This is a genomic window from Mesorhizobium bavaricum, from assembly GCF_056781655.1.
Genome location: NZ_CM165566.1, coordinates 961881 through 984024 on the forward strand (window position 1 = coordinate 961881; position 22144 = coordinate 984024).

Here is a 22144-nt window from a genome sequence, read left to right on the forward strand (position 1 = left end):
CCAGAGCGCATGGGACAGGCCGATCGGCCGGCGAGCCTGAGGGTTCGCATACAGGAGGGACCAATGTCAGCAGTTTCGGAGCAGGCGCCAGCCAACAGGCTGCGCAAGAACAGTCTCGGCGTCGGCGCCATCACCTTCATGGTGATTTCAGCGGCGGCTCCCCTTACCGCGGTCGCCGGCGGCACGCCGCTCGGCATGCTGATGGGCAATGGCGCCGGCTTCGCCGGCACCTATCTCATCGTGACCATCCTGCTGCTTTTGTTCGCAGTCGGCTATGTGACGATGTCGCGCCATGTCGGCAATGCCGGCGCCTTCTATGCCTATGCGGCGCGCGGGCTCGGCGGCCTGGCCGGCGGCGCCACGGCCCTGATCGCCATCCTGTCCTACAACGCCATGCAGATCGGCGTCATGGGCCTGCTCGGTGCGGCCACATCAGGGCTGTTCGCCGGCTGGGGCATCAACCTGCCCTGGTGGGTGTGGAGTTTCATCGCCATCGCGCTGGTCGCCGTGCTCGGTTACCGGCAGGTCGACCTGTCGGCCAAGATCCTGACGGTGCTGGTGCTGTGCGAATATCTGGTGGTGCTGGTCCTCGACGTCGCCATCCTCAAGACCGGTGGCGATAGCGGCCTGTCGATGGCGCCGTTCAGCTGGAGCCAGATCACATCAGGCGCGCCGGCCATCGCCATCCTGTTCTGCTTTGCCGCCTTCATCGGTTTCGAGGCGACGACCATCTATGCCGAGGAAGCCCGCGACCCCGAGGTCACGGTTCCGCGCGCCACCTATTTCTCCGTGCTGCTGATCGGTGTCTTCTACATGGTCACGGCATGGCTGATGGCGGTCGGCGCCGGTGTCGACAAGCTGCTGCCGGCGCTGCAGGGGCTGCAGGATCCAACGACCTTCCTGTTCGGCCTGTCTGATCGTTATGCCGGAACGATGCTGTCGCAGGCGATGAGCATCCTGTTCGTGTCGAGCCTGTTTGCCGGCGTGCTGGCGTTCCACAACGCGGTTGCCCGCTACATCTATGTCTCTGGTCGCGAGAAGCTTTTGCCGCAAACGATCGGTGTGACGCATTCGGTGCACCAGAGCCCGCATGTCGCCTCGGTCATCCAGAGCGTGCTCGCCGCAATCGTCGTCGGGCTGTTCGCCGTGCTCGGCCTCGATCCGGTGCTGGCACTGTTTTCGTGGCTGACCAATGTCGCGACGCTCGGCGTCATCGTCATGATGGCGGTGGCGTCGCTCGCCGTGGTGATGTTCTTCCGGGCCAATCCGGCTGCGCAGGAGAATGCGTTGAAGACCACCATCCTGCCCGGACTGACCTTCATCGCCTTCGTCGTCATCATCTATCTGATCGTCATCAATTTCGGTGGCCTGTCGGGCGCCAGCGGCTTCCTCGGCGTATTCCTGCCGGGACTGGTGCTGATTGCGGCGGTGGTCGGCCTGCTGCTGGCGAGCGCGCTGAAGAGCCGCGATCCGGTCGCCTTCGAAAACCTCGGCCAGCCATTGAAAGATTGAGCAAAGCAGAAGGGGGCGGTCACGCCGCCCCCTCACGCAAAGGGAGTGGCGGCCTTGAGCTTTGCCGAAAACATCACCGTCGAGGCGCTGGAGGCCGATCCCTATCCGATCTATGCCGAGCTCCGGCGCAGCGCCCCAGTCGCCTTTGTGCCGGCGGTCAATCTGTGGTTCGTCACCCGCTGGAAGGATGTCGAGAGCGTCGCGAAATCGCCCGACATCTTTTCCGCCGTCGTCGGCTCATCGCCCGTTGAGCGCTCGTTCGGCAAGCCGACCATCCTGACCACCGACGGCGAGACCCACAAGCAATTGCGCGGAGGTGTCGACCCGAAGTACCGGCCGCGCACCGTCGCCGCCTATGCCGGCGATCTCGTGCGGTCGATCGCCGAGCCCTATCTCGACCGCATCGCCGAACAAGGTGCGGCTGAGCTGATGGCCGACTATTTCGAGCCGGTGTCGACGCTCAGCCTGGCACGCTCGCTCGGCCTTGCCGACATCGACATGCCGACGCTGCGCCGCTGGTTTTACGGCCTTGCCCAAGGTGCCATCAATTTCGAGAACGATCCCAAGCGGCAGGAGATCGCCGATGCGATCAGCGCCGAGGTCGGCGCCGCCATCCTGCCGACGTTGGAGCGGCTTGCGCGTGAGCCCGATGACTCCGCGCTGTCGCACATGCTGCATGACGGCATGCCGGAAGGCACAACACGACCGATCGACTTCCTGATGCCAAGCATCAAGGTCATCCTGCTCGGCGGCATGCAGGAGCCCGGACATGGCGCCGGCTCGATCCTCGCCGGCCTGCTTTCGCATCCCGCACAATTGCGGCAGGTCCTCGATGACCTGGAAATCTTCGTGCCGAAGGCCGTCGACGAGGGCCTACGCTGGGTCGCGCCGATCGGTACGCAGACGCGGCAGACGACGCGGGCGGTCGAGCTTGGCGGCGTGACGATCCCGGCCGGCGCCGCGGTCGCGGCACTTGTCTCCTCGGCCAGCCGCGACGAGAGCCGCTTTGCCGACCCCGACCGTTTCGATATCAACCGCGACGAAGGCAACCATGCCGCCTTCGGCTTTGGCCATCATTTCTGTTCGGGCCGGTTTTTCGCGCGCGAGCAGATGTGCCTTGCGGTGAGGCTGCTGCTGCTGCGCTTCCCCGATCTCCGCCTGGTGCCGGGCAAGGAGCCGGTGTTTCGCGGCTGGGAATTCCGGGCGCCAACCACATTGCATGTTAGTTTCGGAGCCAATCCCAAATGATCAGCCAGAATGCCATCGACACGCTGCGCAAGACGGAAATCGGCGCGCGGGACCTGTTCATCGATGGCGAACAAACCGAAGGGACAAGCGGCGCGACGCTGCCGGTGATATCACCAATCGACGGTCGCCCCTTCGCCAGCATCGCCGACGGCAATGCCGCCGACATCGACCGTGCCGTCCGGTCGGCGCGCAAGGCCTTCGAGAACGGTTCGTGGTCGCGCTCGGCACCCGCCTTTCGCAAGAAAGTGCTGACAAAACTCGCCGAGCTGGTCGAAAAGCATGCAGACGAGCTGGCGGTGCTTGGCGTGCGCGACAATGGCACCGAGATCGGCATGGCCTACAAGGCGGAACCGCTCTCGGCGGCTGGTACCATCCGCTACTATGCCGAGGCGATCGACAAGATCTATGGCGAGATCGCGCCGACGGCCGACAATGTGCTCGGGCTGATTCACAAAGAGCCGCTCGGCGTCGTCGGTGTCATCGTGCCGTGGAATTTTCCGCTGATGATCGGCGCCTGGAAGATCGCGCCCGCGCTGGCCGCCGGCAATTGCGTGGTGGTCAAGCCGCCTGAGATCGCCTCGCTCACCCTGCTGCGGCTGGCCGAGCTGGCCAGCGAGGCTGGACTTCCCGCCGGTGTGCTCAATGTCGTCACCGGGCGCGGCTCGGTCACTGGTGAAGCGCTCGGCCTGCATATGGATGTCGACGCCATCGCCTTCACCGGCTCGGGGCCGGTCGGCCGCCGGCTGCTCGAATACGCCGCGCGTTCCAATCTGAAGCGCGTCTTTCTCGAACTCGGCGGCAAGTCGCCCAACATCGTCTTTGCCGATGCCCCGGACCTCAAACAAGCGGCGGTCGTCTCGGCCAATGGCATCTTTCGCAATTCCGGCCAGGTCTGCGTTGCCGGCTCGCGCCTTCTTGTTCAATCGTCGGCCTATGACCGCTTCATGGACGAGCTTCTCTCGGCAACCACACGGCTGAAGGTTGGCGATCCGCTCGATCTCTCGAGCGACGTCGGCGCGGTGTCGAGCGCCGAACAGCTGAGCAAGAATCTCGACTTCGTCGCCCGAGCCGAGGCTGAGGGCGCCCGTCTCGTCACCGGTGGCGAACGCATTCTTACTGAGACCGGCGGCAGCTACATGGCGCCGACGATATTCGAGAATGTGACGCAAGAGATGCAGCTTGCCCGCGAAGAGGTGTTCGGGCCGGTGCTCGGCGTCATGCGTTTCGAGACCGAGGAGGAAGCGGTGCGCCTTGCCAATTCGACCGTCTACGGCCTTGCCTCAGCGGTGTGGACCGCCAACCTTTCCACCGCCCACCGCATGGTGCGCGCCATCAATGCCGGCGTCGTCCACGTCAACACCTATGGCGGCGCCGACATCACCGTGCCGCTCGGTGGCGTCAAGCAGTCCGGCTTCGGCCGCGACAAGTCGCTGCACGCGATGGACAAATATCTCGATCTGAAGACGGCATGGATCGCGCTTTGAGATCTGCGTCAGCGCTGGTCTCTCTCCGAATCTGACATTCCCGCCAAGGCGTACCGGATCGCAGCGCAGCCCGCTGCGGTCGTCCGGCGACGTCTTGTGCTCACTCTCCTGAAAACTTTGAGAGAATATTCCCGGCTTTGACGAGAACGGCGAAACGCGTTCTTTGATAAAGTCGATAGAATTTCTGACGATGTGATCAAGGCTCGGCAATCCGCCTGGCTGCATGACTTCACAACCGCAGAGATCAATCATGACTGACTTCAGAAACACTTTTCCATCTTCCCTTTGGTCACCCCTCAACCGGCGCAGCGGCCTTGCTCTGCTGTTCGCATCGGCCGTCGCCATCGGCAGCCTGATGGCGCCCCATGCGTCGTTCGCCGAGGACAAGAAGGCGATCAAGGTCGGCATCATCAGCGGCGAGGACGAGGACGTGTGGCGGGTCGTCGTCGCGCAGGCGGCCGAAAAGGGCCTCGCCATCGAGACCGTGGTGTTCAACGACTACACTCAGCCCAACGAGGCGCTGGAGCGCGGCGAAATCGACGCCAATGCCTTCCAGCACCAGCCCTATCTCGACAACCAGATCAAGACGCAGGGCTACCATATCGTTCGCGTCGGCTACACCGGCGTCTGGCCGATCGGCCTCTACTCGAAGAAGTACACCAAGGTCACCGACCTGCCCGAGGGCGCGGTGATCGGCGTGCCGAACGATCCATCCAATGAAGGCCGGGCGCTACGCGTGCTGCAGAACGAGGGCGTGATCAAGCTGAAGGAGGGCACCGGCATTCTCGCCACAACCGCCGACATCGCCGAAAATGCCAAGAAGGTGGTGATCAAGGAACTCGACGCCGGCATCGTCGGTCGCTCGGTGGAGGATCTCGACGCGGCGGTGGTCAACACCGACTGGGCGCTGAAAAGTGGCCTGACGCCGGAAAACCGAATCGCGCAGGAGCCCATCGCCGACAACCCATACCGCAACTTCATCGCGGTGAAGGCCGGCAATGAGAACGAGGGCTGGGTCAAGACGTTGGTCGCGTCCTATCAGAACGAGGCGGTGAAGGCCGAGTTCGACAAGGTCTACAAGGGCACCGGCCTCAGCGCCTACTAGGGATAATGTGCCTGCTTTGACTGGGAAGGCGGTCCGCGCAACGCGCGGGCCGCAATCGTATTTTTGGGATATGCGTATGAACCAGCATTTCGCCGCAACAGCCGAAACCACGGACCAGGCCGCCGCAACACCGCAGGATGTTGTGCGCCTTGTCGACCTGAAGCGCCGCTTTGGCACCACGCCGGCACTCGATGGCATCTCGCTGACGGTGCGCAAGGGCGAGATCCTCGGCATCATCGGCCGCAGCGGCGCCGGCAAATCGACGCTGATCCGCTGCCTGAACGGGCTGGAGCGGCCCGATTCCGGCGAGGTGTTCATCGAGGGTCGCGAGATCAGCCGGCTCGGCGAGCGCGACCTGCAGCCGCTGCGAAGGCGCATCGGCATGATCTTCCAGCATTTCAACCTGCTGTCGGCCAAGACGGTCGAGGACAATGTGGCGCTGCCGCTGAAGATCGAGGGGCGGCCTAATGCCGAGCGGCTGCAACGGGCCGCCGAACTGCTTGACCTCGTCGGCCTGTCGGAGAAGGCCAAGGCCTATCCGGCGTCACTGTCGGGCGGCCAGAAGCAGCGCGTCGGCATCGCCCGGGCGCTTGCGGCGCGGCCGGCGCTGCTGCTGTCGGACGAAGCCACCTCGGCGCTCGATCCGGAGACGACGCGGTCGATCCTTGCCTTGCTGAAAGACATCAACCGGCAGCTTGGCCTGACCATCCTGCTGATCACCCATGAGATGGAGGTAATCCGTTCGATTGCCGATCGTGTGGCGGTGATCGATGCCGGGCGCATCGTTGAGGAAGGGCCAGTCTGGTCGGTGTTTGCCGACCCGCGCTCGGACATCACAAGAAGCCTGCTGGGCGCCATCCGGCCGCAATTGCCGGCAGAACTCGCAGCCCGGCTGGTGCCGTCAGCCGGCACGGAAACAATCCTGCGCGTCGACGTGGCCGGCGAAGCGGCGCGCGGTCCGCTGCTGTCCGACCTTGCCACCGCCGTTCCGGGCCCCTTCCGTCTCATCCACGGCGGCGTCGACCATATCCAGCAGCAGCCTGTCGGTACGCTGTTCCTGGCCGTGCCGGGCAGCGACGCAGGACATCTCGCGCACGTAATCACATTCTTGAAGGCCCGCCAGGCGCGGGTGGAGGTGCTCGGCCATGTCGCCAATCCTGTTTGAGCTTTTGCTGCGTTCGATCTGGGAAACCGTGCTGATGACGGCCGCGTCCGGCCTGATCTCGCTGGTCTTCGGCCTGCCGCTGGGGCTGGCGCTGATCGTCACCGAACGCGGCGGCATTGCCGAAAGCCTGTGGTTGAACCGCGCGCTCGGCGCCGTCATCAACGGCTTCCGCTCGGTGCCCTTCATCATCCTTCTGGTGGCACTGATCCCGGTGACACGCCTGATCGTCGGCACCTCGATCGGCACCTGGGCGGCGATCGTGCCGCTGTCGATCGCCGCCACGCCCTATTATGCGCGCATCGCCGAAGTGTCCCTGCGCGAAGTCGACCGCGGCTTGATCGAAGCGGCGCGCGCCATGGGCGGCAACCGCTGGACGATCATCCGCGAGGTGCTGGTGCCCGAAGCGCTACCCGGCATCGTCGCCGGCTTCACGGTAACGCTGGTGACGCTGATCGGCGCCTCGGCCATGGCCGGCGCCATCGGTGCCGGCGGGCTCGGCGACCTCGCTATCCGCTACGGCTATCAGCGCTTCGAAACGTCAGTCATGATCGCCGTGGTCATCGTGCTGATCATCCTGGTCTGCGGCATCCAGTGGGCGGGCGACCGGCTGGTGGCGAGGCTGGATCGGCGGTCCTAAGGACTGGCCGCCGATCTGGGGACGTTGTCTTCCATACGAGCCTGTAGCTGTGCTTTCTGAACCACAAAGCCCGCAGATCATGGCTTGGACGAGGTCTGCGTCGCGAGGTTGGGACGAAGAAGTTCAGTAGTTGCCGACGTCGTCGTCAGGTTGACGTCCTGGACTATTCGCACCAAGGCCAGTAGCCGCCCCGTAAGCCTTCCAGGTCGCAGAGGCATATGCCGCTGCTATGCTGTACAAAAATCGGCCAAGGTGGACCTTACGCCACTTCGGCAGTTCGTTCGCGAGCGTTTCACCTGCCTTTCCCAAAACCTCTGTGACGATGGACATTGGAGTTTCCTCTCGGATGTTGTTAGTTGCGAGAGGCAACATCGAATGCGGGGCGTGAGATGCCTGTGAAAAGCTCGTGAATATCGCGAAAAAAGCAGAAATTCAGAGTACATCGCGATGAGCCCGGCCCGGCTCGATCTCCTGGGTGGTTTTCACCTGACGTCGCCGCAGGGGAAACCCTTGGAGATGCCCGCCAAGAAGAATAGAGCACTCCTGGGCATTCTCTCCGTAGCGCCGAACCAGGAGGTGACGCGTCACAAGCTGGCTGCTCTTCTGTGGAGCGATCGAGGTGAGGAGCAGGCGAGAAACAGCCTGCGCCAGGCCCTGGCTGCTATCCGCAAAGACTTTGCCGGGTTGGGAGCCGACGCCTTGGTCCTGGTCGGGGATCGCGTCGCGCTCAATCCGAAATTGTTCACCATAGACGTAACTGAATTCGTCGCAGCATCCGCGAGCCGCGATACAGCCGATCTTCGGCGGGCAGCCACCCTCTATGCCGGGCCTTTTCTTGATGGGTTGAGCACGTCCGACAACGCTTTCGAGGATTGGCTGCGCGAAGTCCGTGCCGACCTGTCCTCGCGCGCAATCGATGTGTTCCAAGTTTTGGCTGAATCGGTGAGCGGTACCGAGCGCGTTGCTATTTCCGAACGGCTGGTTGCTCTTGATCCGCTGCGGGAGCCGTCGCATGCCGCGCTGATGCGGGCGCATATCGCCTCGAGTCAGGCTGCGCTCGCCATCAAGCAGTATGAGGCGTGCAAGCTGTTGCTGAAGCGCGAGCTGAACCTGGAGCCAGGTGACGAGCTTCGGCTATTGCGCCGGAGCATGGACGAGACGCCCAGACCGCACACCGGTGGCGCATCAAGCCGCGGGCCAGTCGTTGCAGTCCTTGCATTCGAGAATATGAGCAGCGACCCCAGCCAGGAATATTTCAGCGACGGGGTCACCGAGGACATCATCACCGAACTGGGGCGATTCGGTGAACTTCATCTCATAGCCCGCAATTCCTCCTTTGTGTTCAAGGGAAAGATTGTCGATGCCGTCACCATCGCGAAGCAGTTGTCCGTCGACTACTTGCTTCGGGGTAGCATTCGCCGTGCCGGCGACAGGGTCAGGATCTCATCGCAACTCATCGAGGCCAGATCCGGCAATCAAATCTGGGCCGATCGATTCGATCGGGAGCTGACAGATATTTTTGAGCTCCAGGAGGAGATCGCAAGAAGTGTCGCTATCACCGTCGTCGGCACAATCCGAACTTCGGGTGTGGAGAAGATACGGCGCCTTCCGATCACCCAACTCGATGCCTACGATCTGTATCTTCAGGCTCGCGTTCGGATGGTCCGCTATGACACTACGCTGGAAGCAGAGCCCTATCTTGCCAGGGCGATTGAGCTCGACCCGAATGTCGCTACCATCCATGCAATGATGGCGACTGTACTCACAAGCAAATGGCTGCTTGAGGGGGACGGGAATACGCTCAAGATCGCTCTTGCCCATGCTCGCCGCGCTCTAAAGCTTGGGCCGAAAGAGGCATGGAGCCATATTGCGGCGGGTCACACGCTGATCTTCATGGGACAGTTAGAGGAGGCGCTGCTGCATCTTGAGCAGGGTGTGAACCTTAACCCGAACGAAACCCGGGCAAGGGCGATACGGGGCTTGTGCTGGAGCTATCTCGGTCGGCATGAAGAAGCTTTGTCCGATCTGGACGTCTGTATCGCCCGTGATCCCCTAAATTACGATTGGTTCTGGGATCTACGCGGACAAGTTCTTCTGATTCTCGGGCGGTATCCTGAGGCGATAGCCTCCTACCGGAATCTCAATTCCTATGCATTTTGGGCCTATGCGTTTCTCGCGGTCTGTCATTTGAGAATGGGTGACGAGCAACTCGCCGCTCACGCAGCTAGACAGTGTCTGGCGGCAAGGCCCGGTGTGACTGTAAGCACCATCTTGATCGATCCGTATCGCAACCCAAAAATCCTGGAGGATCTTCGGAGAGACCTGCTCGCTGTCGGCATACCCGATGGATGAATGTCGGCCTTCCGCGACGATACCCGTTCATTCCCTTAACCAAAAAGGAAAGCCCAAAAGCGATTTCCGGAACAAGCCGCGCTAGCCCCTCAGCCTGACCCCCTCGGGGTCGAAGAACGGTATCGGTGCCACGACCGCGCGGGTCGGCTTGCCGTCGATGTCGATGCTGAGTTCGGTGCCGACAGCCGTGAACGGCAGCCGCAGATGCACGGTCGCCAGCACCTTGCCCAGGGAATAGCCGTGGTCGCTGTAGGTGACGACGCCGGCATCCTCGCCATCAGCCAGTACCCTGGCGTCGGTCGCGGCCGGCCTGTCGCCGTCGAGGATGAGCCCACCCCATTGCTCGTCGAGACCCTTGTCGCGGAGCTTGAGCAGCGCTTCGCGGCCGACGAAATCGCCCTTGTCGAACTTGATCCAGCGGTCGAGGCCGACATGGAACGGCGTGCGGGTCTCGTCCATGTCGATGCCATGCGCCGGATAGGCCTTTTCCAGCCCCAGCGTGAACATCGCCAGCACGCCATAGGGTTTCAGGCCAAAGTCGCGGCCGGTTGTCATCAGCGCGTTCCAGACCGAAGCCGCCTCGTCGGCCGGCACGAACAGTTCGAAGCCGAGCTCGCCCGTCACGCCGGTGCGCGAGATCAGTATCTTCGTCTCACCAATGCGCCCTGAGGCGAACGACCAGCGCTTGAGCCCGTCCAGATCGGCATCCGCGACAAGCGCCTTCAATAAGTCGCGCGAGCGCGGCCCCTGGATGGTCGGGAAGGCGATGGCCGCGGTGATGTCGGTGACATAGGCCTTGCGGCCCTGCGCATGATGCAAAAGCCACGGCAGCATCTTCAGGCGGTTGACCGAGCCGGTCACCAGCATGAAATGCTCCGGCGCCAGCCGGAACACGGTGAGGTCGTCCATGATGCCGCCATCGTCGCGGCAGACGGTGGAATAGCGGACCTGGCCCGGCTTCATCGCCGCTGCGTCATTGACGATGACATGGTTGACCAGCGCCTCGGCGTCCGGCCCCTTGATGTCCATCTTGCCCATGGTGCTGAGATCCTGGACGCCGACATTCCTGCGCGTGTTCAGGTGCTCGTCGGCAATGCCGGAATAGGTCTTGGCCGAGATGAAATCGCCACCGACCCGACCCATGGTCGCGCCCAGTCCGACGATGCTGCTGTAGAAGGGGGAGCGCCGCTCAGCCAACGAAGTCTCCATCATTCATGGAAATCGGCTGCGCCGGGCGGCGCCGCCGAAGTGCACTGGTGCAGGGATCAGCTGCCGTAGACGTCGAACGAGAAATACTTGTCGTTGATTTCCTTGTATTTTCCGTTGGCACGCAGTGCGTCTATTGCCGCATTGAACTTGTCGGCCAGCTCCTTGTCGCCCTTCTGCAGCGCGATGCCGACGCCGGGTCCGTGAATGGCCGAATCGGCGGTCAAGGTGCCAAGCAGCTTGCAGCAGGCGCCGTCGGGTTTCTTCAGCCATTCGGTCAGGATGATCGAGCCATCCATCATCGCGTCGAGGCGGCCATTGGCCATGTCGGTGCGGGCGTCATCACCGGTCGGGTAAGCCTTGACGGTCGAGCCCGAGTATTTCTGCTCGGCGAATTTCTGGTGGATGGTCGCGGTCTGGACGCCGAGCGCCTTGCCTTTCAGGTCGTCCGGTGCGGTGCCGGCGATGGTCGAATCCTTCGGCACCGCGATGGCCGGCGGCGTCTGGTAGTATTTGTGGGTGAACTCGACCTTCTCGGCCCGCTCCGGGGTGATGGTGAGGTTGATGATCGCATCGAACTTGCCGGCCTGCAGCGCCGGTATCGAGCCGTCGAAATCCTGCACGGTGAACTCGCACTCGGCCTTCATCTCGGCGCACAGCGCCTTGCCGAGGTCGATGTCGAAGCCGCCAAGCGTGCCGTCGGCATTGGCGTAGTTGAAGGGCGGATAGGCGCCCTCAGTGCCGATCCTGAGCTTCTTGTCCTGGGCGGAAGCGGCACCCGTGGCGAGAACCAGGGCGACCGAGGCGGCAAGCACGAAACGACCGAAAAGACGCATGTCCGAGATCTCCGTTGACCGGAGAAGTCTACGGTCTTTCATACCCGCGGCGGAGACGGAAACGACATGTCATGCGCCGATCACGGCGCGGCCGGCGATCCAAGCCGCCGGCAGTATCAGCCGGCGCGCTGCTTGTCCGTCGCCTCCCGGTCAACGGCGAGCTCGCCTGCCGACAAGACAACGCCGAATTTTTCGCCGGCTTCCTCCGACGTGTAATACCCCAGCGCCACGTCGCGCAGCACCAGCTCGGCATCCCGCTCACGCGGATCACCATAACCGCCACCGCCCGGCGTGCCGACGCGCACACGGTCGCCGGCCTTCAGGGCGATGTCCTGCTCCTTGGAGAGATGCGGCGGCACGTGTTCCTCGCCGCCGCGGAAGACCGTCACCGTGTTGACCGCGCCGTCCTTGCCGCCGAGCGCGCCTTGCGGGCCGAAACGTCCGTGGTCCATGACGAAGGAGGCGCGGGCGTCGCCGCGCAGGATCTCGACCTCATAGGCGAGGCCAAAACCACCGCGATGCTTGCCGGCGCCGCCCGAACCCTCGCGCAAGGCATAGTGGCGGTAGAGCACCGGGAAGGCCTGCTCCATGATCTCGACCGGCGGCGATTTGGAGATACCGATGGTCGAGCAGCCATTGGTCAGGCCGTCATGGCCGGCATTGCCGCCATAACCTCCACCGGAGATCTGGTACATGACGTAATCGCGGCCGCGCGCTGGGTCGTTGCCGCCGAGCGCGAAATTGCCACTGGAGCCGGCGGGGGCCGCCGTCACTTTGTCGGGCAGCGCCTGCACCATGGCCGCGAACACCGCCTCGGCGATGCGCTGGGACACTTCGGCGGCGCAGCCGGAGACGGGGCGCGGATATTTGGCGTCGAGGAAAGTGCCTTCCGGCCGCTTGACGATGAGTGGCTCGAAGGCGCCGGCGCTGATCGGCACGTCCGGGAAAATATGGCGCATGGCGAGGTAAACCGAGGACAGCGTCGTCGCCAGCACGCTGTTCATCGGCCCGGCGCACGGCTTTGACGAGCCGGCGAAATCGAAGGTCAGCGTGTCGCCCTGTTTCTCGACCGCAAGCGCGATGGTCAGCGGCTCGTTGACCACCCCGTCGGAATCGACAAATGCCTTGGAATGGTAGGTGCCTTCGGGGATGGCGGATATGTTGGCGCGCATCTGCTCGGCGGCGCGCCGACGCAGTTCGGCAATCGCCTCGACAACTGTTTCATCTCCGTAACGATCCAGGATTCCGTTAAGCCGGTCCTGGCCGATCAGCAATGCGGCGGCCTGGGCGCGGATGTCGCCGATGCGCTGGTCGGCAACGCGGATGTTGGAGCAGATGATGGCGTAGATCTCGGGATCGAGCACGCCCTTCTTGAACAGTTTGACCGGTGGCAACCGCAGGCCTTCCTGCTCGACCGCCGTCGCCGACGCCGAGAAGCCGCCCGGCACCGAGCCGCCAATGTCAGGCCAGTGGCCGGTGTTGGACAGCCAGCAGAAAATCGTGCCGTCCCTGTAGACCGGCATGGCGAAGCGCACATCCATCAGATGCGTGCCGCCGAGATAGGGGTCGTTGACGATGTAGATGTCGCCGGGCACGGGCGGCAGGCAGCGGCCGTCGGCGATCATCTCGATCACCGTCCTGGTCGAATACTGCATCACGCCGACGAACACCGGCAGGCCCTGCGAGCCTTGCGCTATCAGCGAGCCGTCGACCGCCGAATAGATGCCGTCGGAACGGTCGTTGGCTTCAGCGATAACCGGCGAGAAGGCGGCACGGGAAAACGTCAGGTCCATCTCGTCGCAGACCTGCTGCAGAGCGGCCTGGAGAACCGAAAGCGTGATGGCGTCGAGCTTCATCTCAGACCTCGCCAATATCGATGATGATGTTGCCGTCAGCGTCCGAGCGCGCTCGGTCACCGGGTTCGAGCACGGTGGTGGCGTCCATCTGCTCGAGGATCGCCGGGCCTTCGATGACCGCGTCGAGCGGCAGCTTTTCGCGTGCGTATACCGGCGTGTCGTGCCAGCGCCCGCCATACCAGACCGGCCGGATCTCGCGCCGCGCCTCGTCCAGCGTTTTCCCGCGCCCCGCCGGGTCGATCAATCGCGACAGGTCTATCGCGGGCCGCACACCGGTCACCGAGGTGTTGAGGTTGACCAGGTTAGCGCGGATTTCCGGCAGTTCGACCTTGAAGCGGGCGAAATAGGCCTTTTCGAACAGGTTTTGCAGCTCGTGCCTAGTCACCGACGAGGAAGGCAATGGCACGTTGATGATGTGGGTCTGGCCGACGAACTGCATGTCGGCGGAGTGGCTGACGCGGATCGTCTCCGGCTTCACCGCTTCCTTGCCGATCAGCTCCTCGCCCTCGTTTCGGTGCCGTTCCAATATGGCGTGGAGTTGGGTTTCATCGAGCACCGCCACCGGCTGGTTGACGGTGTTGACGAAGTCGTGGCGCAGATCGGCGACGACACAGCCGAGTGCGTTGGTAATGCCTGGCCGCGCCGGCACCAGCACTTTCGGCAGGCCGAGTTCGCGCGCCAGGGCCGTCGCATGCAGCGGCCCGGCGCCGCCGAAGGCGAACAGCGCGAAATCACGCGGATCATGGCCGCGCGACACCGAGACCATGCGGATGGCGCCGGCCATCTTCATGTTGCCGAGCCGCAGCACCGCGCCCGCCGCCTCGACGCCGGACAGGCCGGTCGCCTTGCCGATCTTGTCCTCGAAGATGCCGGTGACGCGCTCGACGGTGACCGGATTTTCGACCGCCAGCAGCTTCTTCGGCGCCAGCCGGCCGAGCACCAGATTGGCGTCGGTGATGGTCGGCTCCAGGCCGCCGCGCCCGTAGCAGATCGGGCCGGGATTGGCGCCGGCGCTTTCCGGACCGATCTGGATCAAGCCGGCCGCATCGACGCGAGCGATCGAGCCGCCGCCGGCGCCGACCGTGTGCACCGCCACCATCGGCACATGGATCGGCATGGCGTATTCGATCTCGATCTCGTTCGACACCGCCGGCTCGGCGTGGCGGATCAGCGCCACATCGGTCGAGGTGCCGCCCATGTCATAGGTGACGAGATTTTCGAAGCCGGCGCGTTTTCCCGTATAGGCGGCGGCGATGACGCCCGAAGCCGGACCGGACATCACGGTCTTGGCCGACTCACGTGTGACGAAGCGGGCCGAGATCATGCCGCCATTGCCGTTCATGATCAGGAAGTCGCGGGCATACCCTTTTGCCCCCAATTCCTTGCGCAGCCGCTCGACATAGCGCTCGAGGATCGGCTGCACGGAGGCGTTGACCGAGGCGGTGACGCCGCGCTCGAATTCGCGCGCTTCCGACAGCAGCGCATGGCCCGAAGTGATGTAGCCGTTCGGCCAGAGCTCGGCGGCGATCTCGGCGGCGCGCCGCTCATGCGCAGGGTTGGCGTAGGAATGCAGGAAATGAATGACGAGGGATTCGCAACCGGCCTCGATCAGCGTCTTCACCGCCGCGCGCATTTCGGCCTCGTCGAGCGGCGTGCGCACCGTGCCCGACGCCTCGACGCGTTCCGAGACTTCGAGCCTGAGATTGCGCGGGATGATCGGTACGAAGCTGCCGGTCATGCCATAGGCCTGCGGCCGTGTGCGCCGGCCGAGCTCGATCACGTCGCGAAAGCCGCGTGTGGTGATCATGCCGGTTTTCGCCAGCCGGCGCTCGAGCACCGCATTGGTGGTGGTGGTCGTGCCGTGCACGATGAGGTCGATGCCGTCGATCGGAAATCCGGTAGCACCGAGCGCCGACACGACGCCGAAAGCCTGGTTGTCGACCGTGGTCGGCGTCTTGGCGATATGCACCCGGCCACCGTCGCGGCCGTCGATCAGAAGCAGGTCGGTGAAGGTCCCGCCGACATCGATACCGGCAACCACATTTCCCAGGGAATCGCGCGCTTGCGCCGAAAAATTCTCTTTCATTGTCGAAACCCGAAATGCCCGGACTACGGATATGCGTCAGTTTGGAAAGGTGTTTTACGCTGGTATCTTGACGCAAATATCGTTTGTATACTAATAAATTCCGGACACAAGAGCTTACCGCTTTGGAGTGTGCAGACAGCACGCCGAAACCTGAATGGTTCGGGCGCGCAGGTGAAGGTTTGGTGCCCGCGTTCGGAATTGGGCCAGAAGGTTGGATTTGATGAACACCACATCCGCACTCAACATCGCCGGCGCCCGCCCGCTGCAGTTTCCGATTCCGGCCAATGTCTATGCCGAGACCGTGGTCTCAGTGAAGCACTACACCGACCGGCTGTTTTCGTTCCGCATCACCCGGCCGCAGTCGCTGCGCTTCCGCTCCGGCGAGTTCGTCATGATCGGCCTGCCCAATGCCGAGAAGCCGGTGTTCCGCGCCTATTCGGTGGCGAGCCCGGCCTGGGACGACGAGCTGGAATTTTTCTCGATCAAGGTGCCGGATGGCCCGCTGACCTCGGAACTGCAGAAGATCCAGGTCGGCGACACCGTCATCATGCGCCAGAAGTCGACCGGTACGCTGGTCGTCGACGCGCTGACGCCGGCAAAACGCCTGTTCATGATCTCGACCGGCACCGGCATCGCGCCCTTCGCCAGCCTGCTGCGCGACCCCGACACCTACGAGAAGTTCGAGCAGGTCATCCTGACGCACACCTGCCGCGACAATGCCGAGCTCACCTATGGCCAGGAGTTGGTGGCGGCGCTTGAAAGCGATCCGCTGATCGGCGAGCTGACCGGCGGCCGCGTCACCCTCTACAATTCGACGACCCGCGAAGACTCGGCACGCATGGGCCGCATCACCGCGCTGATCGGATCCGGCAAGTTCTATACCGATCTCGGCATCGACAAGCTCAATCCGGAAACCGACCGCATCATGATCTGCGGTTCGATGCACATGCTGAAGGACGTCAAGGAGCTGGCCGAAAGCCTCGGCTTCGAGGAAGGTTCGCTGCATCATCCGGCGAGTTTTGTTGTCGAACGCGCTTTCGTCGGCTGAGCCGGGCGCCGACGCCTCAATCTGCATTTTGACCTTTCGGTCAAAAACCAGCTGCATCCGCAGCCTTTTTCAGCTATGAGCGGCTAAGGCACGTCGCGTCGACTGACGCGACGCGCTTTATGTTTTTGTCGATGCATGTCGTTGTCCCAAAACCGCTGCGCACTTTTGGGCGACATGCATTAAGGGACTCGTGAAGGACGACTTCGCGGGCTATCTTTGGCATGATCGCTGAATGAAAGGGCAGGAGATGAGCAGCACAATCCGCGAAGCCGAGCTTGGTGCCGGCGCGTCGAAGGTGACGCCGCTGCCGGCGCGTGCCGCCGCCAACACTCCCGTCGCGCCGGACCACCGCATTGCCCGCAACCCTGGCATGAAGCTCGATCTCGGCTTCATGGAATCGGTGCGCAGCGTCAACCGCTCGGCGCTGGAACGCCGCGTCGCCAGCCTGACCAAGCGACGCTCGATCAAGGCCGACAACCAGGCAGCCTGGCTGCTGCGCGCCGTCGCCTGCATGGATTTGACGACGCTGAATTCCAACGACACCGAAGAACGCGTGCGCCGGCTGTGCGCCAAGGCGATCAATCCGTTCCGCCGCGACATCGTCGAGGGGCTCGGCATCGCGGGCGAGACGATCCGGCCGGCGGCCGTCTGCGTCTATCATCCGTTCGTCGCCACCGCCGTCGACGCCGTGCGCGGCACCGGCATCCATGTCGCCGCCGTCTCCACCGCCTTCCCGCACGGCCTTGCGCCGCTGTCGACCCGCCTGCAGGAGATCGAGGCCTCGGTGAAGGACGGCGCCGACGAGATCGACGTCGTCATTCCGCGCGGGCTGGTGTTCGGCGCCAAGTGGCGGGAGCTCTACAATGAGATCGTCTCGATGCGCGCCGCCTGCGGGGACGCGCATCTGAAGGTCATCCTCGGCACCGGCGACCTCGCCACGTTGCGCAATGTCATGCTGGCCTCGATGGTGGCGATGATGGCTGGTGCCGACTTCATCAAGACTTCGACCGGCAAGGAAAGTGTCAACGCGACGCTGCCCGTTGGCCTCGCCATGGTGCGCGCCATCCGTGCCTATTTCGAGGAGACCGGCTATCTCATCGGCTTCAAGCCGGCCGGCGGCATTTCCACGGCAAAGGCTTCGCTCGACTGGCTGGTGCTGATGAAGGAAGAGCTCGGCCGGCCGTGGCTGGAGCCGGACCTGTTCCGCTTCGGCGCCTCGAGCCTTTTGACCGACATCGAGCGGCAGCTCGAGCATCACCTGACCGGTCACTATTCAGCCAATCATCGCCACGCGATGGCTTGAGCGACCCACCCCGATCGGCTTGCCGATCGACCCCTCCCCACAAGGGGGAGGGTGAAGGAGGTACCTGATGAACATTCTCGACCGCTATCACGCCATGGAGTACGGCTCGGCGCCGGAAGCCCCCAACGAGGCCGATGCGTGGCTCGCCGCGCGCGACTTCGGCAAGGCGCTGTTCATCGGTGGCGACTGGAAAGCCGCTGCCGGCGGCAAGACCTTCGACACCAACGAGCCGTCTTCCGGCAAGCTGCTGGCCAAAGTGTCCGATGCCAATGCCGCCGATATCGACGCGGCGGTTTCGGCCGCAGCCAAGGCGCTGCCGAAATGGGCGGCGTCTTCAGGCTACAGCCGAGCGAAAGTGCTTTACGCCATCGGCCGCGCCATGCAGCGCCACCAGCGCCTGTTCGCGGTGCTGGAATCGATCGACAATGGCAAGCCGATCCGCGAAAGCCGCGACATCGACGTGCCGCTCGCCATCCGCCATTTCATCCACCACGCCGGCTGGGCGCAGGCGCTGGACAGGGATTTCCCCGGCCACAAGGGGGTCGGTGTAGTCGGCCAGATCATCCCGTGGAATTTTCCGCTGCTGATGCTGGCCTGGAAGATCGCGCCGGCGCTTGCCGCCGGCTGCACCGTGGTGCTGAAGCCGGCCGAATTCACGCCGCTGACCGCCATCCTGTTCGCCGAGATCTGCGAACGTGCGGGCGTGCCGAAGGGTGTCGTCAACATTGTCCAGGGCGGCCCGGAGGCGGGCGTGGCCATCGTCAACCATCCCGGCATCCAGAAGATCGCCTTCACCGGCTCGTCGGAAGTCGGCAAGATCATCAGGAAAGCCACGGCGGGCTCAGGGAAAAAACTGTCGCTGGAGCTTGGCGGCAAATCGGCCTTCATCGTCTTCGAGGACGCCGATCTCGACAGCGCCGTCGAAGGGCTGGTTGACGGTATCTGGTTCAACCAGGGCCAGGTCTGCTGCGCCGGTTCGCGGCTGCTGGTGCAGGAAGGCATCGCCGATGCCCTCATTGCCAAGGTCAAGACGCGAATGAGCCGTCTGTGCGTCGGCAGCCCGCTCGACAAGAACACCGACATCGGACCACTGGTCGACGCCACACAGCTGGACCGGGTCAAGGGTCTAGTCGCCGAAGGCGCCAGACAGGGGGCCGTCTGCTGGCAGCCGGACGCAGCGCTGCCAGCCGCCGGCTACTACCATTTGCCGACGCTCGCCACCGGTGTTTCGCCGGCTAATATCTTGGCGCAGGAAGAGGTGTTCGGTCCGGTTCTGGCGACCATGACCTTCCGCAACACCGAGGAAGCGATCGAGCTCGCCAACAATACGCGCTATGGGCTGGCCGCTTCGGTGTGGAGCGAAAATGTCAATCTCGCCTTGCATGTCGCGCCGCAGTTGAAGGCCGGCGTCGTCTGGGTCAACGGCACCAACATGTTCGACGCCGCCTGCGGTTTCGGGGGCTACCGCGAGAGCGGTTTCGGCCGCGAAGGCGGGCGCGAAGGCATGTTCGAATATCTCTCGGCAAAACTGCCGCTCGGCCCGGCCATCAAGCCCGCGACGGTCTCGGCACAGCCTGTCGAGCAGTCCGACGGCGGCACGATCGACCGCACGGCAAAGCTTTTCATCGGCGGCAAGCAAGTGCGGCCGGACGGCAATTATTCACTTGCCGTCGCAACCGCCAAGGGCAAGCTCGCCGGTGAAGTCGGGCTCGGCAGCCGCAAGGATATCCGCGACGCCGTTTCGGCGGCGCGGGGCTGCAAGGGCTGGCCGGAGGCGACCGCCTACAACCGGTCCCAGGTGCTTTACTATCTGGCCGAGAACCTTTCCGGCCGCGCCGGCGAGTTTGCCAACCGCCTCACCGAGCTCACCGGCGCCAGCGCCAAGGCGGCACGCGACGAGGTCGACCAGTCGATCGAGCGGCTGTTCCTCTATGCCGGCCTTGCCGACAAGTTCGAGGGCCGGGTGCACCAGCCGCCGGCCCGCGCCGTGACACTGGCATTGCACGAGCCGGTCGGCGTCGTCGGCATCGTAGCACCCGACGCCTCGCCGCTGCTCGGCCTGATCTCGCTGATTGCACCAGCGCTCGCCATGGGCAACACCGTGGTCGCGGTGCCGTCCGAACGCTATCCGCTGCTCGCCACCGATCTCTATCAGGTCATCGAATATTCCGACGTTCCGGCCGGCGCGATCAACATCGTGACGGGCCGCACGGCCGAACTTGCCGGCGTGCTGGCCAAGCATGACGATGTCGACGGGCTCTGGGTGTTCGCCGATGCCGAGACCTGCGCCAAGGCGGAGGCCGAATCCATCGGCAACCTCAAGCGCGTCTGGAGCGGCAACGGCCGCGGTCTCGACTGGGCGTCCGACGAAGCCGCCGGCGACGCCTTCCTGCGCCGCGCCATCGAGGTCAAGAACGTCTGGGTGCCTTACGGCGACTAATGCATGTCGCCCAAAAGTGCGGAGCGGTTTTGGGGCAACGACATGCATCAACCGCGCTTTGAGCAGTTTCGGCGCCGCTGCCGCGATGGTGACCGTGTTCGGGCTTGACGCCCGGATGCATGTTCTTTAACGAGAAAAAACATCTTTATCTGTGGGCTAACAGGCGCGCAGGCCGCATAGTGGCGACTGGCCCATGACGCCCCGGCCGACAGCCGATAGACCCGAACGATCCTAAGCGGACGAGGAGAAGAGCATGGCGGATCTGGCAGGCAAGGTCGTTGTCGTCACGGCAGCGGCGCAAGGCATCGGCAAGGCGAGTGCGCTGGCCTTCGCCAAGGCAGGTGCCGTCGTCCATGCAACCGACATCAACGAAGCACTTCTCGCCGAACTCGCCAAGACGTCCGGCATCAAGACCCGCAAGCTCGATGTGCTCAATGACGAGGCCGTCAACGCCGCCTTTGCCGAGATCGGCAAAGTCGACGTGCTGTTCAACTGCGCCGGGTTCGTCCATTCCGGCTCGATCCTCGAGATGAAGGACGCCGATCTCGATTTCGCCTTCAACCTCAATGTCCGCGCCATGATCCGTACCGTAAGGGCCGTTCTGCCCGGCATGCTGGAGCGTGGCGACGGATCGATCATCAACATGTCATCCGTTGCCGGCGCCGGCAAAGGCGTGCCGAACCGCTTCGCCTATGGCGTCACCAAGGCCGCGGTCATTGGCTTGACGAAGGCGATTGCCGCCGACTATGTCGGCAAGGGCATACGCTGCAACGCCATTTGCCCCGGCACGGTCGAAAGCCCGTCGCTGCAGGATCGCATGCATGCGCAAGGCGACTACGATGCCGCCCGCGCTGCCTTTATCGCCCGCCAGCCAATGGGCCGGCTCGGCACGCCGGAGGAAATCGCCGATCTCGCCGTCTATCTGGCCGGCGCCACCTATACGTCCGGACAGGCCTATAATATCGACGGCGGCTGGTCGATCTGAACCATTCTGACTGAGGAGACACACCATGAAGCTGCTGCGCTATGGCGAGGCAGGGAGCGAACGCCCCGGCCTGCTCGATGCGGATGGAACGATCCGCGATCTCACCGGCCACGTCGATGACATCGGCGGCAAGGCGCTCGATCCGGCGGCGCTGGCGACGCTGGCCAAGCTCGATCCGAAGTCGCTGCCTGCGGTTTCCGGCAAGCCCCGCATTGGCGCCTGCGTTGCCGGCACCGGCAAGTTCATCTGCATCGGCCTCAACTATTCCGACCACGCCGCCGAGACCGGCGCCACCGTGCCGCCCGAGCCGATCATCTTCATGAAGGCAAGCTCGGCCATCGTCGGACCGGATGACGACGTGCTGATCCCGCGCGGCTCGGTGAAGACCGACTGGGAAGTCGAACTGGCCGTGGTCATCGGCAAGACCGCCAAATATGTCAGCGAAGCCGACGCGCTCGATTATGTCGCCGGCTATTGCGTCGCCCACGACGTGTCCGAACGCGCCTTCCAGGCCGAGCGGCAGGGACAGTGGACCAAGGGCAAGTCCTGCGACACGTTCGGGCCGATCGGCCCGTGGCTGGTGACCAAGGACGAGGTCGCCGACCCGCAGAACATCAAGATGTGGCTGACGGTCAACGGCAAGACGATGCAGAACGGCTCGACCAAGACCATGGTCTACGGCGTCGCTTACCTGGTGTCCTATCTCAGCCAGTTCATGTCGCTGCACCCGGGCGACATCATTTCGACCGGCACGCCGCCCGGCGTCGGGCTCGGCATGAAGCCGCCTGTGTTTTTGAAGGCTGGTGATGTCGTCGAGTTGGGTATCGAGGGCCTGGGACAGCAGAAGCAGACGTTCAAGGCTGACGTGTAGGCGTCTCTCC

The 22144-nt window shown here is 63.8% G+C and carries 17 protein-coding genes; 12 read left to right on the forward strand and 5 right to left on the reverse strand.

Going from position 1 to position 22144, the window contains the following annotated elements:
* Positions 1-63 precede the first annotated feature (63 nt).
* From AC1RZR_RS04600 to AC1RZR_RS04625, 6 genes are all read left to right on the forward strand, one after another.
* The gene (locus AC1RZR_RS04600; protein WP_481827781.1) at positions 64-1512 is read left to right on the forward strand and encodes an APC family permease; all 1449 of its coding nucleotides are present in this window, start codon (positions 64-66) and stop codon (positions 1510-1512) included.
* A 45-nt stretch (positions 1513-1557) separates the two neighbouring features.
* The gene (locus AC1RZR_RS04605; RefSeq protein ID WP_481827782.1) at positions 1558-2760 is read left to right on the forward strand and encodes a cytochrome P450; all 1203 of its coding nucleotides are present in this window, start codon (positions 1558-1560) and stop codon (positions 2758-2760) included.
* On the forward strand, positions 2757-4244 hold the full coding sequence (locus AC1RZR_RS04610) for an aldehyde dehydrogenase (protein ID WP_481827783.1): 1488 nt from the start codon (positions 2757-2759) through the stop codon (positions 4242-4244). Before AC1RZR_RS04605 ends, AC1RZR_RS04610 begins: the two co-directional genes overlap by 4 nt.
* 250 nt (positions 4245-4494) lie before the next feature.
* Positions 4495-5349 (forward strand): MetQ/NlpA family lipoprotein, encoded by an 855-nt coding sequence (locus AC1RZR_RS04615; protein WP_481827784.1) that lies wholly within the window; start codon positions 4495-4497, stop codon positions 5347-5349.
* Positions 5350-5425: 76 nt separating this feature from the next.
* Positions 5426-6514, forward strand: coding sequence for a methionine ABC transporter ATP-binding protein (locus AC1RZR_RS04620; protein WP_481827785.1), 1089 nt, complete (start codon positions 5426-5428; stop codon positions 6512-6514).
* A complete protein-coding gene (locus AC1RZR_RS04625) occupies positions 6495-7151 on the forward strand; it encodes a methionine ABC transporter permease (protein WP_477268512.1) in 657 nt (218 codons plus the stop codon). The genes AC1RZR_RS04620 and AC1RZR_RS04625 overlap by 20 nt, the downstream gene beginning before the upstream one ends.
* Before the next feature lie 123 nt (positions 7152-7274).
* On the opposite strand, the gene AC1RZR_RS04630 is transcribed toward AC1RZR_RS04625, so the two are convergent.
* Complete coding sequence (locus AC1RZR_RS04630; protein ID WP_481827786.1) at positions 7275-7481, reverse strand: hypothetical protein; 207 nt, start codon at positions 7479-7481, stop codon at positions 7275-7277.
* Between the two features lie 117 nt (positions 7482-7598).
* Between AC1RZR_RS04630 and AC1RZR_RS04635 the strand changes: the two genes are divergently transcribed.
* The gene (locus AC1RZR_RS04635; protein ID WP_481827787.1) at positions 7599-9503 is read left to right on the forward strand and encodes a BTAD domain-containing putative transcriptional regulator; all 1905 of its coding nucleotides are present in this window, start codon (positions 7599-7601) and stop codon (positions 9501-9503) included.
* An 81-nt stretch (positions 9504-9584) separates the two neighbouring features.
* Here AC1RZR_RS04635 and AC1RZR_RS04640 read toward each other — a convergent pair whose 3' ends face one another.
* The 4 genes from AC1RZR_RS04640 to AC1RZR_RS04655 form a co-directional block, all read right to left on the reverse strand.
* Positions 9585-10715 carry an aminomethyl transferase family protein gene (locus tag AC1RZR_RS04640; protein ID WP_481827788.1) on the reverse strand — a complete coding sequence of 377 codons (1131 nt, stop codon included), beginning with the start codon at positions 10713-10715 and terminating at the stop codon, positions 9585-9587.
* A gap of 53 nt (positions 10716-10768) precedes the next feature.
* A complete protein-coding gene (locus AC1RZR_RS04645; protein ID WP_481827789.1) occupies positions 10769-11545 on the reverse strand; it encodes an ABC transporter substrate-binding protein in 777 nt (258 codons plus the stop codon).
* A gap of 116 nt (positions 11546-11661) precedes the next feature.
* On the reverse strand, positions 11662-13401 hold the full coding sequence (locus AC1RZR_RS04650; protein WP_481827790.1) for a hydantoinase B/oxoprolinase family protein: 1740 nt from the start codon (positions 13399-13401) through the stop codon (positions 11662-11664).
* A gap of 1 nt (position 13402) precedes the next feature.
* The gene (locus tag AC1RZR_RS04655; RefSeq protein WP_481827791.1) at positions 13403-15487 is read right to left on the reverse strand and encodes a hydantoinase/oxoprolinase family protein; all 2085 of its coding nucleotides are present in this window, start codon (positions 15485-15487) and stop codon (positions 13403-13405) included.
* Positions 15488-15707: 220 nt separating this feature from the next.
* On the opposite strand from AC1RZR_RS04655, the gene AC1RZR_RS04660 reads away from it, so the two are divergent.
* From AC1RZR_RS04660 to AC1RZR_RS04680, 5 genes are all read left to right on the forward strand, one after another.
* Positions 15708-16535 carry a ferredoxin--NADP reductase gene (locus AC1RZR_RS04660; RefSeq protein WP_477268526.1) on the forward strand — a complete coding sequence of 276 codons (828 nt, stop codon included), beginning with the start codon at positions 15708-15710 and terminating at the stop codon, positions 16533-16535.
* A gap of 247 nt (positions 16536-16782) precedes the next feature.
* On the forward strand, positions 16783-17838 hold the full coding sequence (gene deoC, locus AC1RZR_RS04665) for a deoxyribose-phosphate aldolase (RefSeq protein ID WP_481827792.1): 1056 nt from the start codon (positions 16783-16785) through the stop codon (positions 17836-17838).
* Positions 17839-17905: 67 nt separating this feature from the next.
* Complete coding sequence (locus AC1RZR_RS04670; protein ID WP_481827793.1) at positions 17906-20278, forward strand: aldehyde dehydrogenase family protein; 2373 nt, start codon at positions 17906-17908, stop codon at positions 20276-20278.
* A 253-nt stretch (positions 20279-20531) separates the two neighbouring features.
* Complete coding sequence (locus AC1RZR_RS04675) at positions 20532-21263, forward strand: SDR family oxidoreductase (RefSeq protein ID WP_477268532.1); 732 nt, start codon at positions 20532-20534, stop codon at positions 21261-21263.
* A gap of 25 nt (positions 21264-21288) precedes the next feature.
* On the forward strand, positions 21289-22134 hold the full coding sequence (locus AC1RZR_RS04680; RefSeq protein WP_481827794.1) for a fumarylacetoacetate hydrolase family protein: 846 nt from the start codon (positions 21289-21291) through the stop codon (positions 22132-22134).
* The last annotated feature ends 10 nt before the right edge of the window (positions 22135-22144 follow it).

Bases quoted from the DNA above. Each gene is read 5' to 3' on its own strand.
- AC1RZR_RS04600 (WP_481827781.1), top strand. From the start codon at position 64: ATGTCAGCAGTTTCGGAGCAGGCGCCAGCCAACAGGCTGCGCAAGAAC.
- AC1RZR_RS04610 (WP_481827783.1), top strand. From the start codon at position 2,757: ATGATCAGCCAGAATGCCATCGACACGCTGCGCAAGACGGAAATCGGC.
- AC1RZR_RS04615 (WP_481827784.1), top strand. From the start codon at position 4,495: ATGACTGACTTCAGAAACACTTTTCCATCTTCCCTTTGGTCACCCCTC.
- AC1RZR_RS04620 (WP_481827785.1), top strand. From the start codon at position 5,426: ATGAACCAGCATTTCGCCGCAACAGCCGAAACCACGGACCAGGCCGCC.
- AC1RZR_RS04625 (WP_477268512.1), top strand. From the start codon at position 6,495: ATGTCGCCAATCCTGTTTGAGCTTTTGCTGCGTTCGATCTGGGAAACC.
- AC1RZR_RS04630 (WP_481827786.1), bottom strand. From the start codon at position 7,481: ATGTCCATCGTCACAGAGGTTTTGGGAAAGGCAGGTGAAACGCTCGCG.
- AC1RZR_RS04635 (WP_481827787.1), top strand. From the start codon at position 7,599: ATGAGCCCGGCCCGGCTCGATCTCCTGGGTGGTTTTCACCTGACGTCG.
- AC1RZR_RS04640 (WP_481827788.1), bottom strand. From the start codon at position 10,715: ATGATGGAGACTTCGTTGGCTGAGCGGCGCTCCCCCTTCTACAGCAGC.
- AC1RZR_RS04645 (WP_481827789.1), bottom strand. From the start codon at position 11,545: ATGCGTCTTTTCGGTCGTTTCGTGCTTGCCGCCTCGGTCGCCCTGGTT.
- AC1RZR_RS04650 (WP_481827790.1), bottom strand. From the start codon at position 13,401: ATGAAGCTCGACGCCATCACGCTTTCGGTTCTCCAGGCCGCTCTGCAG.
- AC1RZR_RS04655 (WP_481827791.1), bottom strand. From the start codon at position 15,487: ATGAAAGAGAATTTTTCGGCGCAAGCGCGCGATTCCCTGGGAAATGTG.
- AC1RZR_RS04660 (WP_477268526.1), top strand. From the start codon at position 15,708: ATGAACACCACATCCGCACTCAACATCGCCGGCGCCCGCCCGCTGCAG.
- deoC (WP_481827792.1), top strand. From the start codon at position 16,783: ATGAGCAGCACAATCCGCGAAGCCGAGCTTGGTGCCGGCGCGTCGAAG.
- AC1RZR_RS04670 (WP_481827793.1), top strand. From the start codon at position 17,906: ATGAACATTCTCGACCGCTATCACGCCATGGAGTACGGCTCGGCGCCG.
- AC1RZR_RS04675 (WP_477268532.1), top strand. From the start codon at position 20,532: ATGGCGGATCTGGCAGGCAAGGTCGTTGTCGTCACGGCAGCGGCGCAA.
- AC1RZR_RS04680 (WP_481827794.1), top strand. From the start codon at position 21,289: ATGAAGCTGCTGCGCTATGGCGAGGCAGGGAGCGAACGCCCCGGCCTG.